Source organism: Streptomyces sp. SAI-170, from assembly GCF_049739565.1.
Classification (GTDB): Bacteria; Actinomycetota; Actinomycetes; order Streptomycetales; family Streptomycetaceae; genus Streptomyces.
In genome coordinates, this window is sequence record NZ_JBMGQD010000001.1 from 839,435 (window position 1) to 852,955 (window position 13,521).

12 protein-coding genes are annotated in these 13,521 nt (G+C 73.0%); 4 read left to right on the plus strand and 8 right to left on the minus strand.

Features of this window, described 5'->3' with window-relative positions; genetic code table 11:
- Nucleotides 1-57: 57 nt before the first annotated feature.
- Complete coding sequence (locus RKD23_RS03770; RefSeq protein ID WP_424852292.1) at nt 58-1,083, plus strand: LysR family transcriptional regulator; 1,026 nt, start codon at nt 58-60, stop codon at nt 1,081-1,083.
- Complete coding sequence (locus RKD23_RS03775; protein ID WP_424852293.1) at nt 1,080-1,952, plus strand: trypsin-like serine protease; 873 nt, start codon at nt 1,080-1,082, stop codon at nt 1,950-1,952. The genes RKD23_RS03770 and RKD23_RS03775 overlap by 4 nt, the downstream gene beginning before the upstream one ends.
- 95 nt (nt 1,953-2,047) lie before the next feature.
- Here RKD23_RS03775 and RKD23_RS03780 read toward each other — a convergent pair whose 3' ends face one another.
- The 4 genes from RKD23_RS03780 to RKD23_RS03795 all read right to left on the minus strand — a co-directional run bounded on the left by RKD23_RS03780 (nt 2,048) and on the right by RKD23_RS03795 (nt 7,506).
- Complete coding sequence (locus RKD23_RS03780; RefSeq protein ID WP_404030646.1) at nt 2,048-2,626, minus strand: phosphatase PAP2 family protein; 579 nt, start codon at nt 2,624-2,626, stop codon at nt 2,048-2,050.
- Entirely contained in the window at nt 2,626-3,990 is a 1,365-nt protein-coding gene (locus RKD23_RS03785) for a diacylglycerol/lipid kinase family protein (RefSeq protein WP_424852294.1), read from the minus strand. Before RKD23_RS03785 ends, RKD23_RS03780 begins: the two co-directional genes overlap by 1 nt.
- A gap of 211 nt (nt 3,991-4,201) precedes the next feature.
- On the minus strand, nt 4,202-5,710 hold the full coding sequence (locus RKD23_RS03790; RefSeq protein WP_424852295.1) for a ricin-type beta-trefoil lectin domain protein: 1,509 nt from the start codon (nt 5,708-5,710) through the stop codon (nt 4,202-4,204).
- Between the two features lie 80 nt (nt 5,711-5,790).
- Nucleotides 5,791-7,506, minus strand: coding sequence for a hypothetical protein (locus tag RKD23_RS03795; RefSeq protein ID WP_424852296.1), 1,716 nt, complete (start codon nt 7,504-7,506; stop codon nt 5,791-5,793).
- A gap of 138 nt (nt 7,507-7,644) precedes the next feature.
- On the opposite strand from RKD23_RS03795, the gene RKD23_RS03800 reads away from it, so the two are divergent.
- On the plus strand, nt 7,645-8,034 hold the full coding sequence (locus RKD23_RS03800; RefSeq protein WP_424852297.1) for an SRPBCC family protein: 390 nt from the start codon (nt 7,645-7,647) through the stop codon (nt 8,032-8,034).
- Between the two features lie 2 nt (nt 8,035-8,036).
- Here the strand turns inward: RKD23_RS03800 and RKD23_RS03805 are convergent, their stop codons facing one another.
- From RKD23_RS03805 to RKD23_RS03820, 4 genes are all read right to left on the minus strand, one after another.
- On the minus strand, nt 8,037-8,606 hold the full coding sequence (locus tag RKD23_RS03805; RefSeq protein ID WP_424852298.1) for a PadR family transcriptional regulator: 570 nt from the start codon (nt 8,604-8,606) through the stop codon (nt 8,037-8,039).
- A gap of 55 nt (nt 8,607-8,661) precedes the next feature.
- The gene (locus tag RKD23_RS03810) at nt 8,662-9,138 is read right to left on the minus strand and encodes a (2Fe-2S)-binding protein (RefSeq protein ID WP_424852299.1); all 477 of its coding nucleotides are present in this window, start codon (nt 9,136-9,138) and stop codon (nt 8,662-8,664) included.
- Between the two features lie 8 nt (nt 9,139-9,146).
- Entirely contained in the window at nt 9,147-11,477 is a 2,331-nt protein-coding gene (locus RKD23_RS03815; protein ID WP_424852300.1) for a molybdopterin cofactor-binding domain-containing protein, read from the minus strand.
- Between the two features lie 203 nt (nt 11,478-11,680).
- The gene (locus RKD23_RS03820; protein ID WP_424852301.1) at nt 11,681-12,193 is read right to left on the minus strand and encodes a hypothetical protein; all 513 of its coding nucleotides are present in this window, start codon (nt 12,191-12,193) and stop codon (nt 11,681-11,683) included.
- A gap of 814 nt (nt 12,194-13,007) precedes the next feature.
- Here RKD23_RS03820 and RKD23_RS03825 point away from each other — a divergent pair.
- Nucleotides 13,008-13,460, plus strand: coding sequence for a YbhB/YbcL family Raf kinase inhibitor-like protein (locus tag RKD23_RS03825; RefSeq protein WP_424852302.1), 453 nt, complete (start codon nt 13,008-13,010; stop codon nt 13,458-13,460).
- Nucleotides 13,461-13,521 lie beyond the last annotated feature (61 nt).

The window sequence follows — 13,521 nt, forward strand, 5'->3', positions numbered from 1 at the left end:
ATCCAACAACGCCCGGGCAAGATCGACAACTTGCGGTTGTCGCCTATGGTGAGGGCCATGGATCTGGACGTGGCGCAGGTGCGTGCCTTCGTACGCGTCGCCGAGGAACTGCACTTCGGCCGGGCGGCCGGGACGCTCGGCATCACCCAGCAGGCGCTGTCCAAGCGGATCGCTCGGCTGGAGTCGCTGCTGGGCACCGCGTTGCTGCGGCGCGGCGGCACGGGGGTGTCGCTCACCGAGGCGGGGCGGCGGTTCCTCACGCCGGCCCGGCGGACCCTGGCCGCCGCCGACGCCGCCGTCGCGGCGGTGACCGGGACGGACCGCCCCTTGCGGGTGGACGTCTGGGGTCATCTGTACGCGCCGTTGCGGACCTTGGCCCAAGTCGCCGGAGACGCCGGGGAGTTGATGCTGGGGCACGGCCGTGATCTGCCGTCGGTGACGGCGGCGCTGCTGCGCGGTGACATCGACGGCGCCTTCGGCCGGGTCCACCCTCCGCTGCCGGCCGGGCTAGCCCATCGGCTCGTACGCCTCGAACCCGTGGACGCCGTGCTGAGCGTGGAGCATCCCCTCGCTGCCGAACCGGCGCTGCGGCCGGGGCAGTTGAGCGGCAGTGTGCTGTGGGCGCCCGGTCCGCTGGACCGGCTGGACTTCCTGAGCCGGTTCGCCGAACGGTTCGGCATCCGCGACACGAGCACCGGCGTCAACCTGGGGCTCGCCCATTTCCTGCACGAAGTGGCCGCCGATCCGCGCCGGTTCGCGCTGCTGCCCGCCGACGTGCCTCTGCCGGACGTGCCCGGGCTGCGCTCGGTCCCGCTGGTCGAGCCGACGCCGCTGTACGCCTGGTCGCTGCTGTGGCGCGGCGACGGCGGGCACCCCGGCCTCGACGCGCTCCTCGCCGCCTGTGCCGCCCAAGCGGGGCGCGGCAGGTGGCTGGAGTACGACCCGGCGCGCGACTGGCTGCCCGAACCGGCCGCGGCCGAGATCACGCCCGCTCTTGTCGCCGCCGGTCCCAGGCGCTTCAATGCGTCTCACCTCCCACAGGAGAACGCCCGTCCCACCACCGTCCGAAGGGGTTCTTCTTGACCGCCCTCCGCGCCACCGCCGTCACCGCAGCGGCCTGCGCCACCGTGATCGCCACGGCGATGAACTCGTCCGCGATCAACTCCTACAACGCCGCTCCCGCCCCCGAACGCACCGAGGTCGGCGCGCTCGTCGCCACCTGGGACAACGACGCCGATCCGGCGACCCCGGACCGGGTCGACTGGGTGTGCTCCGGCACGATGATCGACGCCGACACGTTCCTGACCGCGGCGCACTGCACCACCGACTGGCCGGACGACGTCCGCTTCTACGTGTCGCTGGACCAGGACGTGCAGGCGGGTCTGGACGCCGCCGCGAAGGCCCACCCGGGCGACCCGGCCGCGCAGGCGAACGCCGTCGCCGTCCAGGGCACCGCCCACAGCCACCCCGACTACCCGGGCCCCGCCGCGGACACCCACGACATCTCGGTGATCGAACTGCCCGCCGCCAAGATGAAGTCCCGCTGGTCCTTCACCCCGGCCACGCTGCCCACCGCGAACCAGCTCGGCGCGCTCGGCCCCCGCGGGCTGGACGCCACCGACTGGCTCGTCGCCGGATACGGCACCCAGGAGGCGGCACGCGGCCCCGGCGGCCAGACCCACCCCGGCGGCGGCGTCCGCATGAAGGCGCCCGTGTCCTTCGACGCCCTCAACGACGCGTGGGTGCGCCTGGCCATGACCGCCCCGCAGGGCAACGGCGGCGCCTGCTACGGCGACTCCGGCGGCCCCAACTTCGCGACCCTGGGCAGCAAGCGGGTGCTCGCCGCCACCACCATCACCGGTGACGGGCCGTGCTACGCCACCAACGTCGTGTACCGCCTGGACACCCCGGGTGCGCGCGCCTTCCTGTCGCCGTACGCGAAGCTGCCGTAGGCGCTCCCGCGCGGATGCGGCGGGGCCCCAAGGGGAAGCGCCCTCGGGGAGCGCCGTCGGGAAGCTCCTTCAGGAAGCCCCGCCGTATCCGCGTGTCAGCCCGCCCTGCGGGCCGCCGTCGCGAGGACCACGGCGGCCGCGCCGGTGCCGAGGAGCGCTCCGGCGATCACATCGCCCGGGTAGTGGACCCCGGTGTGCACCCGGGAGTAGCCCACCGCGGCCGCCAGCATGCCGAGCGGCACGGTCGAGACCGGCAGCACCGGCCCGACCGCGGCGGCGAAGGCGACGGCGGACGCGGTGTGCCCGGAGGGGAAGGACGCCGACTCCGGCATGGGCACATGCCGTCCGGGGAACGGCGAGTCCTCGGCGCGGTGGGGCCGGCGCCTGCGCACCAGCTTCTTGCCGATCAGGTTGGCGCTCGCGGAGGCGACCCCGACCGCGGCGACCCCCAGCAGCGCGGCCCGGCGCGGCCGTCCGGGCACCAGGGCGAGCAGCGCGGCCGCCGTGAAGGACAGCTTGGAGTGGTCGGCGGCCGCGGACAGCCGGCGCAGCGCCCGGTCCAGCGCCGGCGTCTCGGTGATGGTGACCGCCTCGTACAGCGCCTGGTCCAGGGCGCCGAGATCGCGGGCCAGGCGGCGGTAGGGCAGACGGTCGTAGGGCGGTCGGTCGGACATCAGTCGGCTCCTGGAGCTGTGGTACGAGGGGTCAGAGCGAGTCGGAGGATGCGCCGCCAGTCCACCGGAGGCGTCACATAGGTGGCGCCCGGCCGGTGCAGCGGCACCCGGACCCGGAGTACCCGGGGCCGTACGACGCACACGACGGGCACGGGCAGGGTGAGTGCCTCGCCGTCCACCGCCACGGGGATGCGGTCGGCGTCGGCGTGCACGGTCACCCGTGACGCGGTCAGCACGGAGATGGCCCCGGCCCGTTCACCGCGCAGCGCCAGCTCGGCGGCCTGGGCCGCGCTCTCCACCCGTACGGCGATCACGCCGAGCGCGCCGCGGTCCAGGCGGGTCCTGCGGCCGCCGCCGAGCGGGTCGGCGCGTGCGTAGGGGTTGTTGCTGACCAGCAGGGCCTGCGGGTCGTCCAGGCGGGTGCCGCCCGCGTAGGCGTGCAGGCGAGGGCCCGCCTCCCCCTGGAGCAGCTCCGGCAGGTGTTCGAGAGCGGTGGCGGTCTTGGCGTCGCGGTACTCGGGGTTCTGCACGATGTGGGCGTACGCCCCGAAGGACACGGTGTTGACGAAGGGCCGCCCGGCGACGTCGCCGAGGTCGACGCGCAGTTCGACGCCGTTGGTGAGGGCGTCGAGGCAGGTCGAGGGGTCGGTGCGGTCGAGGCCGAGGTCCATCGCGAAGTGGTTGCGGGTGCCGGCCGAGACGACGAGGAACGGCAGATTGTGCTCGACGGCGACGGCCGCGACGATCGCCAGGGTGCCGTCACCGCCCGCCGCGCCGAGCAGGTCGGCGCCCTGGGCGACGGCCTGCCGGGCCAGGGTCTCCGCGTCAGGCCCGGTGTCGGGGTCGAGCAGCACCACGCGGGCGCCGCGGGCCTCGGCGCGTTCGACGAGCTGGAAGCGCTCGACCTTCCCGCCGCCCGAGCGCGGGTTCATGATCAGTACGGGGCGGCGGGCCCGTGCGACGCGGTGGGCGTGCATGCCGTACGGCTGCCGCAGCCGGCGCAGGCAGGCCCGGGCGGAGGCCAGCGCGGCCGCCCACAGGCTGATCACCCCTACGGCGACGACCCACAGGCCGGTGGCGGCGAACAGGACCAGCACGGCGACCGGGGTGGCCAGCGCCAGCAGGGCGCCGACCAGGCGGGCCACGCCCCGGTGGGCGAGGGCCCACCACACGCCGACGCCGGTGAGTGCGAGTCCGGCGAGCCCGGCGACGAGGAAGAGCCAGCCGCCGGAGCCGTAGGCCGAGACGAGGACCGCCAGGGCGCCGGCCGCGCAGGCGACCGCGAGCCGTGCCCAGGTGCGGGCGCGGCCGTCGGCCCCACCGGTGCTGCCCGGGCCGGTCCCGGTGCCCGCCGCCGTCGCCATTCCACTCCCCGCCCTCGCGCCAGGGACCCGGGGCCCGCCGTCCGGATCGTGCCGGCGTCGCGGAGCCCGACAGGCCCTGCCCAGGTCCCGTCGCCGTTTTTCGTCGTCCGGCGACGATCTCATGATGGCGTGTCGAGGGCCATGGCGACACGGGAGGCCGCCCCCCGGGTGCGGGGGCGGCCTCCTGCCGTACCGATGGGGCGGGTGCGGGTCAGGCGAATCGCTGGCGGGCCGAGCCGTCGCAGGTCTGCAGCCGCAGCGGGTCCTTCGCCGCGCCGAGGGTCAGGCACAGTCCGGTCGCGGCGGCCGGGCGGATGGTGCCGGACTGGCGGACGAACTGCTGGTTGGTGCCGCCGTGGCAGTTCCACAGGATCAGCGCGCGGCCGGCGCTGTAGCCGTCGGGCACGTCGAGGCAGCGGTCGTGCGTGGACTCGATGTGCAGGGAGCGGCGCCCGCTGTCGTACCACCAGCCCTGGTTACGGCCGCCGTGGCAGTCCCAGCCGATGACGGCGGTGCCGTTGGCGCTGCTGCCCCCGCTCGCGTCGAGGCAGGTGCCGGTGGCCTCGTTCTTCAGCGGCCGGAAGGCGTCGTCCCAGGCGAGCGGGTAGAGCTGCGGGGTGCCGGTGCTCGCCGGGTCGGCGCAACCGGCCTCGGTGGCGCCGGAGTTGTAGAGCTGGGTGAGGCAGCTCGCGAAGGCCGCGTGGCCGCGCGCGTTGGGGTGGAAGGACTGGCGGGCGGTGTTCTCGTCCCAGGGGAAGTGGTCGCCGAGGTCGAGGTAGAGGCCGCGCGCCCAGGGGTCCTCCATGCAGACCTCGTGGCCGTGGAAGAGCCGGGAGTTGTCCAGGTAGACCGCGCCGGTGGTGCGGGCGGCCTGCCGGATGCCGCGCTCGAAGGCGGGCACGGCGTAGTCGCGGCCCCATTTGGCGTCGGAGTCGTAGCCCGCGCAGCCGCCGGGGAGCTTCCCGGGGAAGTCGGGGTTGTCGTACATGTCCGGGCCGATGGGGCTCGGGTAGCCCATGACGACCAGCTTGTAGTCGCCGTCGGCGTAACCGGCGTCGCGCATCACGGTGCGCAGGTCGCGGACGGTCTGCTCGACCTTCGGGCGCAGTCCGTCGACTCTGGCCTGCCAGCCGGGCGCGTACTTGGGCTCGCAGGCGCCCTGGCTGAGCACCCAGCGGGTCACGCAGTCGGTCATGACCGGCCCGAACTGGAGGTCGTCGTTGGCACCCGCGACCAGCAGGACCATCTTGATCCGGGTGTTGCGGGCCTTGATGGCGAGGTTGTCGCTCTGGACGAGTTCGTCGGCGTACTGCTTGCCGCCGCCGATACGGATGTTGCCGGTGTAGGCGCCCGAGCAGGAGACGTTGTAGGTGACGTCGGCCGGGATGCCGGTGCGGTGGATCGCGGAGTCCGGCGCGCGGTGGCACCAGTTGTCCGGACCGTTGGTGCCGGGTTCGTACGTGCCGACGCCCTCGCCGGAGATCTCGCTGTCGCCCAGCGAGATCAGCGACGACTTGCGCTCGGCGAGCGGGCGTTCGGCCGCGTCGCCGTACAGGGCGGTGGCCTCGGCGGCGCGGATCCGCTCCAACTCGGCCGGGAGCGGGGTGGATGCGGCCGTGGCCGCGCCGGCGGTGGGGGCGGTCAACCCCGCCAGCGCGGCCGCGGCCGCCGCGAGGAACACGGCGGCCGTACATCTGATCCTGGGTCTCGTGCGCTTCATTACGCCTCCCCGATGCAGGTGTCACCCAAGGTCGTACCGGCGAGTAGCTGCGTTGGGAAGACATTGAACGTGAGAAATGTTCACCTTTTACGATCGTGTGATCCGGCGGGTGATCCGGCGCAACACCCGTCCCCGGCCCCGGAATCGGGGCCTTTGGTGTCGAGCCGGCAGAAGCAGGACGCCTCGACGGGTACGTCCGCCAGGGCGGTGGCGAGCTTCAGCTGCTGGGCGACGATGCCCGCCTCCCCGAGCTTGCCGAGGCGGACCAGGCACTCGTGGAAGCCGTGCAACGCCCACACGTTGCCCGGGTGCTGGCAGGCGCGCGGCAGGCTGTCGTCCAGGCCGAGGTCGGCCCGGTACACGGCCTCGGCCTCCACCACCCGGCCCTGCTCCAGCAGCAGCGCGCCGAGCGCGTGGCGGGTGGGCTGCATCCAGCCCCAGGGTTCGTCGTACGGCAGGCTGTCGTCCAGGGCGACGGACCGCTCCAGGGCCGCGAAGGCGGTGTCGAAGTCGCCTTTGCGGTAATCGAGTTCGCCGTCGAGCATGGCCGAGGCGATGGCGAGGATGTCGGCGCAGGTGTTGTTGAACAGCGTGCGCGACTCCGGCACGCGGGCGACCGCGGCCCGGAACACCTCGCGCTCCGCCTCGGCCTCGGTGACACGGCCGGTGGCCGAGAGGGCGACGCCGCGGGCGTAGTGGAGCATCGCGGTGGTCACGCAGTACAGCGACGGGTCGGCGGGAAAGGGCAGTTGAAGGATGTCCTCCCACCGGCCGAAGCGGATCAGCACATGGACCCGCATGGCGAGGAAGCCCTCCAGCCAGTCGGCCATCGGCGGGCTCTGCACCCGCAGCAGGTCCTCCGGGATCGCGGCCTCCAGCCGCGCCGCCGCCTCCAGGGCGACGCGGGACTGGCCGAGGAACATGGCGCCGTAGATTTTGAAGTGGTGGTTGTGCGCCCGGTAGAGGGTGTAGAAGTTCATCGCGCCGGAGCGGGCGAGGTACTTGTCGTCGGCGGCGATCGCGGCGGTGTTGTCCGCGACCACACGCCGGTAGTCGCCGCACAGGACGTCCAGGTGCGAGGGCATGTGCTGGAGGTGCCCGGCGTCCGGCACCAGGCCGCGCAGCCGGTCGGCGACGGGCAGGGCCGTCTCGGGGGTCGGGGACATCTCCATCAGGTGGATGCAGAAGTGCAGCAGGCCCGGGTGGGCCGCGCCCGCGTCGGTGGCGAGCGCGCGGTCGAGGACCGACTTCGCCTCCAACGTCCTTGCTCCGGCCGCTGGTTCACCGGTGCGCAGGTCCCACAGCTGCCAGGGCGTGAGGTTCATCAGCGCGTCGGCGTACAGGGCGGCCACGTCGAGGTCGTCGGGTGCCAGCTCGTGGACGTCGCGCATCCGGTCGGCGTACGGCACGTTCCATACCGAGCAGTCCTCGGCGGGGCGGTCCTGCGGGTAACGGGCGCGCAGGGCCTCGATCAGCGCGCGCTCGACCGGGGTCGCGCCGGACGCCAGTTCATGGGCGCGCTCGACGGCCGCGTGGGTGCGTTCGACGGTCCGCGTGAGCTCCTGGTCGTCGAAGAACTCCCAGGGTTTGTTGTAGTTGGGGCCGAGCGCGTAGGCGATGCCCCAGTGGGCCATGGCGCAGTCGGGGTCGGCCGCCACGGCGGCCTCGAAGCAGGAGACGGCCTCCTCGTGATGGAAGGCGTACGTCCACACCAGCCCTCGGTCGAACCACCTCTGGGCGGCGGGCGAGGAGGTCGTGACGGGGCGGGTGTGGGTGCCGAGGTCGTAGTAATCCATGCGTTTCCCCTGGCTGTTCGGCCGCCCGGCCGGGGCGGACCGTGGTCGTGCGGCGCAGCCTAGCGGCGGGCGCCGGGGACTGGCCCGCGCCTCGGTAACCACTTATAGTGGTTACATCGAGCTACGGGAGGGAACGCCATGCCCACAGGACTCACCCAGGACGTCGGCTGGGAGATCGGTGTCTCGCGGACCCTGCCGCATCCGCCCGCCGCGGTGTGGGACCTCGTCAGCGGCCCGGAGGGGCTCGCCCTCTGGCTCGGTGCGGGCGCGGCACTGCCCACCGAGCGGGGCGCCTCGTACCGTACGGCCGAGGGCATCGAGGGCGAGGTGCGCGGCTACCGCGCCGGAGAGCGCATCCGCGTCACCCGCGGGGCCACGACCGTGCAGGTCACCGTCTCCCCCGCGGCCGGCGGCACGAAGGCCGTCCTGCGCTTCCACGAGGAGCATCTGAGCAGCGCCGAGGAGCGGGAGCGGCGGCGCGCCCACTGGAAGGGCGTGCTGGACGAGGTCGCCCGCCGCCTCGGCTGAGCTCAGACCTCGCGCGCGGCCGCCCGGTCCACCAGACGGCGCAGGGCGAGTTCACTCCATCGGAGGTTCTCCTGCTCGAAGGAGATGCCCCGCAGAAGGGTGAGGTAGGGGCCGATGCGATCGGCCTCCGCGAAGTACGCGTCCTCGGTGCGGCCGGCCAGCATCCGCTGCCGCAGCCGCTCGTAGCGGTCGAGCTTGGCGCGGGACCACTCCATCCGCTCGGCGACGGCCGCGCGCACCGCGTCGAGGTCGCCCACGTCCGCGCACTGCACCTTGACCATCAGCTCGTCCCGGATGGCCGTGGGCTTGGCCGGCGGCTGGGCCACATAGGCGCGTACGGCCTCGTGTCCGGCCTCGGTGAGGGAGAACAGTCGCTTGTTGGGGCGGCGCTGCTGCTCCACGACCCGGGCGGCGATCAGCCCGTCGCCCTCCATGCGCTCCAGCTCGCGGTAGAGCTGCTGCGGCGAGGCCGTCCAGAAGTTGGCGACCGAGGCGTCGAACTCCTTGGCGAGGTCGTAGCCGGACGCCTCGCCCCGGAGCAGGGCCGCCATGAGCGCGTGTCGCAGTGCCATGGCAGCCAAGCTAACACCGGTGTTGACTAATCAAAGAAACGAGTAGAGGTCCGGCTCAGTACTTCTTCGCGCCCGCCACGATCGCCTGCCGTATGCGGTGGTACGTCCCGCAGCGGCACACGTTGCGGATCTCGTCGAGGTCCGCCTCGGTGATCTCGCGGCCCTCCTCGCGGGCCTGGCGCACCTTGGCGACGGCCGTCATGATCTGCCCCGGCTGGCAGTAGCCGCACTGCGCCACGTCGTACTCCAGCCAGGCCTCCTGCATCGGGTGCAGTTCGCGGCCGACCGTGGCGGGCAGGCCCTCGATGGTGGTGACCTCGTCGGTGGGGCGCAGCTGCCCCACCGGGACCGAGCAGGGGTTGAACGCCTTGCCGTTGATGTGGCTGGTGCAGGCCTGGCACACGCCGATCCCGCAGCCGTACTTGGGGCCGGTGACCCCGAGGACGTCCCGCAGGACCCAGAGCAGCCGTACGTCGTCCTCGATGTCGACGGTGACCTCTTCGCCGTTGAGGATGAAGGTGTGTTCGGGCACGGGGACTCCTAGAAGGCGCGGTCGAGGCCGTCGGCCGGGGACGCGGGGATCGGCGGGACGGTGGGCTTCGGCTCGAAGCCGAGCGGTTCGGAGTGGTTGACCGGGAAGCTCCTCGGCATCCGTCCGGTGGCCCGGCCGTACGCGCAGGCCACCGCGGCCATCGCCCCGGCCACGGCCAGCTCGCCCGCGCCGCCGGGCTCTCCTGTGGTCGGAGGCATCACGACGATCTCCAGCTCGGGCGGGGTGTTCCACTGGCGGGTGTAGCGGTAGTTGTCCCAACTGCCCTCCAGGAAGTGTCCGTTGTCGAGGTGCAGGCTGGAGCTGAGCGTGATCGCGATGCCGTCCATGATGCCGCCCATCATCTGGGCCTGAAGTCCGCGCGGGTTGACGGCCAGGCCGACGTCGACGGCGCAGACGACCTTGGTGACGCGCGGACCGGTGTACGCGTCGGGGATCTTCCGGCCGGTCGTCTCCGGGCGGCAGTCGATCTCGGCGAGGACCGCGACCCAGCCGTGGTACTCGGGGTGCAGCGCGATGCCCTGCGCGGTTCCGGCGGGCATCTCCCGCCCCCAGTCGCCGACTTCGGCGACCTTGTCCAGGACGGCCCGGCCCCGGTCGTCCTTCAGGAACGCACGCCGGAACCGGTACGGGTCCTTGCCCATGCGCCGGGCCAGCTCGTCCACCACCAGCTCCTGGGCGCAGCGCACGTTCGGCGAGTAGATGTTGCGCATCGAGCCGGTGTTGAAGCCTTTGTCCGTCTCGGCGAGCAGCTGGGTGGTGACGCCGAAGTGGTAGGGGCTCTGCTGGGTCAGCGCGAAGATCGTCTCGGAGAAGGTGAGGTCGCCGACGGGCAGCCGGGCCGCCTCGGCGGTGATGATTTCGCCCAGGCCGTGGCCGAAGTCGGTGGCGACGGAGGTGTGCCGCTGCTCGTAGGTGAGCACCTCGCCGAGCGCGTACGTGGCGCGCACCCGGGAGGTGGACATGGGGTGGACGCGACCCTGGCGGAAGTCGTCGGTGCGGTGCCACATCAGCCGCACCGGCTTGCCCGTCGCCTGCGACACCTCGGCGGCCTCGGCGGCGGCGTCGTGGAAGAGCTTGCGGCCGAAGGAGCCGCCGCCCTCGGTGACATGGACCTTGACGGCACCGGGCGGCAGACCGAGTCGCAGCGCGATCTGCTCCTGGGCGACGATCGGGGACTTCAGGCTGGCCCAGATCTCGGCGGAGTCCTCCCTCACGTCCGCGACGGCGCAGTTGGTCTCCAGCGCGCTGTTGCTGGCGAAGTGGAAGGTGAACCGCTCGTCCACGGCCTTGGTCAGCAGGTCCAACGGCGGTACGACCAGGGGGAGTTCCGCCCGGCGCAGTTCGTCGAGGACGGTGGCGTCGGACTTGCCCTCGGCCGTGCCGGGCGCCCAGGTGACCTTCAGGGCGCGGACGGCGTCGATACACTGCCCGAAGGTACGGCCGCGGACGGCGACGCCGGTGGAGACGGTGACGACGTCGGTGATGCCGGGCATCGCCCGCACCTCGGCCAGGTTCTCCACCGAGCGGACGGTGCCGTTGATCGTCGGCGGCCGGCAGATCATCGCCGGGAGCGCACCGGGCACCTTCACGTCCATGGCGAACCGCTTGCGGCCGGTCACGGCGTCCAGCGCGTCGAGGCGGCGCCGCGGGGTACCGATGACGGTGAAGTCGGCGCTGTCCTTGAGGGTGACCTGGACCTGAGCGGTCGCCAGGGATGCCGCCTTCGCCGCGAGTTCGCCGTACGTCAGGCTGCGGCCGGTGGCGGTGGACAGGATCGTGCCCGTCTTCGTCGTCAACGACTCGACGGTCTCGCCCAGTTCGAGGGCGGCTGCCTTGAGGAGACGGCCACGGGCGACGGCCGCGGCGACCCTGATCGGGGTGAAGGTGGAGATGGTGGTGTTGGAGCCGCCGGTGAGCTGGTTGAACAGCAGCTCGGGCCGGGCGTCGGCGAGGGTGACCTTGATGCGGTCCAGCGGGAGGTCCAGCTCCTCGGCGATGAGCATGGCGCTGGAGGTGGTGATGCCCTGGCCGACCTCGGCGCGCGGCAGGGCGAAGGAGGCCGTGCCGTCGGGGTCGAGCCGGATGGTGATCAGGCCGGCCGTCGGCAGGGTGGCGTGCGTGAGCATGTCGTTGAGGTCGTAGATCTCGGCCGGGCCCGGGACCGAGGGCACGGCCGCGGACGCCGCCGTGCCCTCACCGAGGCTCGCCGCCACGGTCAGGGTGGAGGCGGCCACCACGTATCCGAGAAACCTGCGTCTGCCGATCCCCTCCGGCTCCGCCGCGGTGCCCTCACGCGGCGGGCCGCCGTGAGCTGCCATCGATGTCCTCCCCGGGGTCAGAATGCCCGTCGATCACGGCTCCCGACTGTGCCCGTCCGGGGCCCGCACCGGAAGACGTCCTCGAGTTCTCCTCGAAAGGTCCACAAGGACGTGTGGGCACGGTTTGTTGCACTGCGGGGGCGGATCCGGCTGGTCGGGAGGGTGGGGCGCCGCAACAAACCGTGCCCACACAGACCCTCGGGTCAGGCGGTCAGGCCCAGGCGGTCCAGGAGGTCCGACCGGTGGAGGGCGGCGACGGGGGCCAGCAGGTCGGGGTGGCGCAGCAGGGCCGCGGCCTGGTGGTCGTGGGCGTCGGGGTCGGTCAGCCTCCGGAAGCCCAGCGGGGTCACGGGCGCGTACTCGGCCTTCGTCGCGGCGGCCACGCCCCTGGCGGCCAGCACGGGGTCGGTGAGCAGGCACGCCGCCCAGCTCACGACGACCTCGTCGACCCAGGTCCGCCAGCCGGAACCGTCCTCGCCGGACTCGCCCGCGTCCGCGCCGGTGATCCAGTCCAGCCGCGCGGAGCCTCCGGGGCCGGCCAGGGAGACCAGTGCGGCGTCCATCGGCGTCGGGTAGCGCAGCCAGGCGGCCACGGTCACCGCCTGCCGGGCCTGCGCCTCGCACAGAGCGGCCGCCAGGGCACCCCCGCCGGGCGGGTAGGCACACGCCAGCCAGCGGGTGGTCGCCGCGATGAGGGAGGAGAAGTCTGCGAGCACTACCGGGCCGTCCGCGTCGGTTCGGTCACTGGGATGCAGACCACGGTAGCCCGCACCCTCACCTGCCGGACATGTCGGGAAGCCACCGCTTCCGTGTCCTCCGCCACATCGGGGGCGCGGCGGTGGGCGAAGGTTCTTCGGGGGGCCGACTCACTCGGGCGCCCCTGGAGGGCCGGCGTTCTTCGGGGGGGGGCCGACTCAGCTGGACGCCCCTGGCGAGCTGGCCTTCCCCAGGGAACCGGCTCAACCGGACGCCCCGCACAGCCGACCTCCCCCAGGGAAACCGCCTCAACCGGGCGCCCCGGGGACAGCCCAAGCTCTCCAGCGAACAGACACACCCGGGTCGCACCCGAGACAGCCAACCGCCAGCGACCCGACTCACCCGGCGCGGCCCGACAACCGACCTCCGCCAGCGAACTCATTCGCCTGGGCGAATCCGCGGAGAACCGACCCCGCCCGCGAGCCGACTCACCGCCCAGGGACGCGCCCGAACAGCCCTCCCAGCGGCCCCACCCACCTGGGCACCCCCGGGAGAACCGCCCCCTCAGGCGAGCCCACTCACCCCGACCGCCACCACAGAAGCCCACCTCATCCGGCAAGCCGACGCACCGCCGGTCCGCCGGACCGCCGCCAGAGCGCCACCCCCTTCAGGCAGCCGACCCACCACCCGGGGCGAGCCGAACAGCCCACCTCCCCCAGCGACCCGACTCACCCGCCCGATGCCCCGACAGCCGCAAGCCGACCCACCACCCGACCACCCCCCGAAGGTCCCCCACCCCCGAATGCCCAGCCGCCCCATGGGTACCCCGGGATCATGACCGGCATCGAGCTGAAGAGCAGCGCTTTCGACGACCACGCCTACATCCCGCGCCGGTATGCGCTGGAGGGTGAGAACGTCTCTCCGCCGCTGGCCTGGTCCGGGGTGCCGGACGACGCCAAGGAGCTGGCCCTGGTGTGTGAGGACCCCGATGCGCCGTCGGGGACGTTCGTGCACTGGGTCTGCGTCGGTATCGACCCGCACAGCGACGGGGCGGGGAGCGGTGAGCACCCGCGCGGTGGCACCGATCTCATGAACGGCTACGGCCGGCGCGGCTGGGGCGGCCCCCATCCGCCGCCCGGTGACGACGCCCATCGCTACTTCTTCCGCCTCTACGCGCTCAGGGAGCCGTGTGTGCTGCCCGACGAGCCCTCGGCGGAGGAGGTGCACCGGGTGCTGGAGGAGCGGGAGGTGGCCAGCGGCACGCTGGTGGGGCTGTACCACCGGTGAGACGGCCGGCCGGGCGTACCGCGGACCCGGCCCGGCCGTCGGCCCTTCCACCGTCATGCCG

Coding starts and splice junctions, on each gene's coding strand:
- RKD23_RS03825 (WP_424852302.1), top strand. CDS start 13,008: ATGACCGGCATCGAGCTGAAGAGCAGCGCTTTCGACGACCACGCCTAC.
- RKD23_RS03770 (WP_424852292.1), top strand. CDS start 58: ATGGATCTGGACGTGGCGCAGGTGCGTGCCTTCGTACGCGTCGCCGAG.
- RKD23_RS03780 (WP_404030646.1), bottom strand. CDS start 2,626: ATGTCCGACCGACCGCCCTACGACCGTCTGCCCTACCGCCGCCTGGCC.
- RKD23_RS03785 (WP_424852294.1), bottom strand. CDS start 3,990: ATGGCGACGGCGGCGGGCACCGGGACCGGCCCGGGCAGCACCGGTGGG.
- RKD23_RS03795 (WP_424852296.1), bottom strand. CDS start 7,506: ATGGATTACTACGACCTCGGCACCCACACCCGCCCCGTCACGACCTCC.
- RKD23_RS03815 (WP_424852300.1), bottom strand. CDS start 11,477: ATGGCAGCTCACGGCGGCCCGCCGCGTGAGGGCACCGCGGCGGAGCCG.
- RKD23_RS03790 (WP_424852295.1), bottom strand. CDS start 5,710: ATGAAGCGCACGAGACCCAGGATCAGATGTACGGCCGCCGTGTTCCTC.
- RKD23_RS03805 (WP_424852298.1), bottom strand. CDS start 8,606: ATGGCACTGCGACACGCGCTCATGGCGGCCCTGCTCCGGGGCGAGGCG.
- RKD23_RS03800 (WP_424852297.1), top strand. CDS start 7,645: ATGCCCACAGGACTCACCCAGGACGTCGGCTGGGAGATCGGTGTCTCG.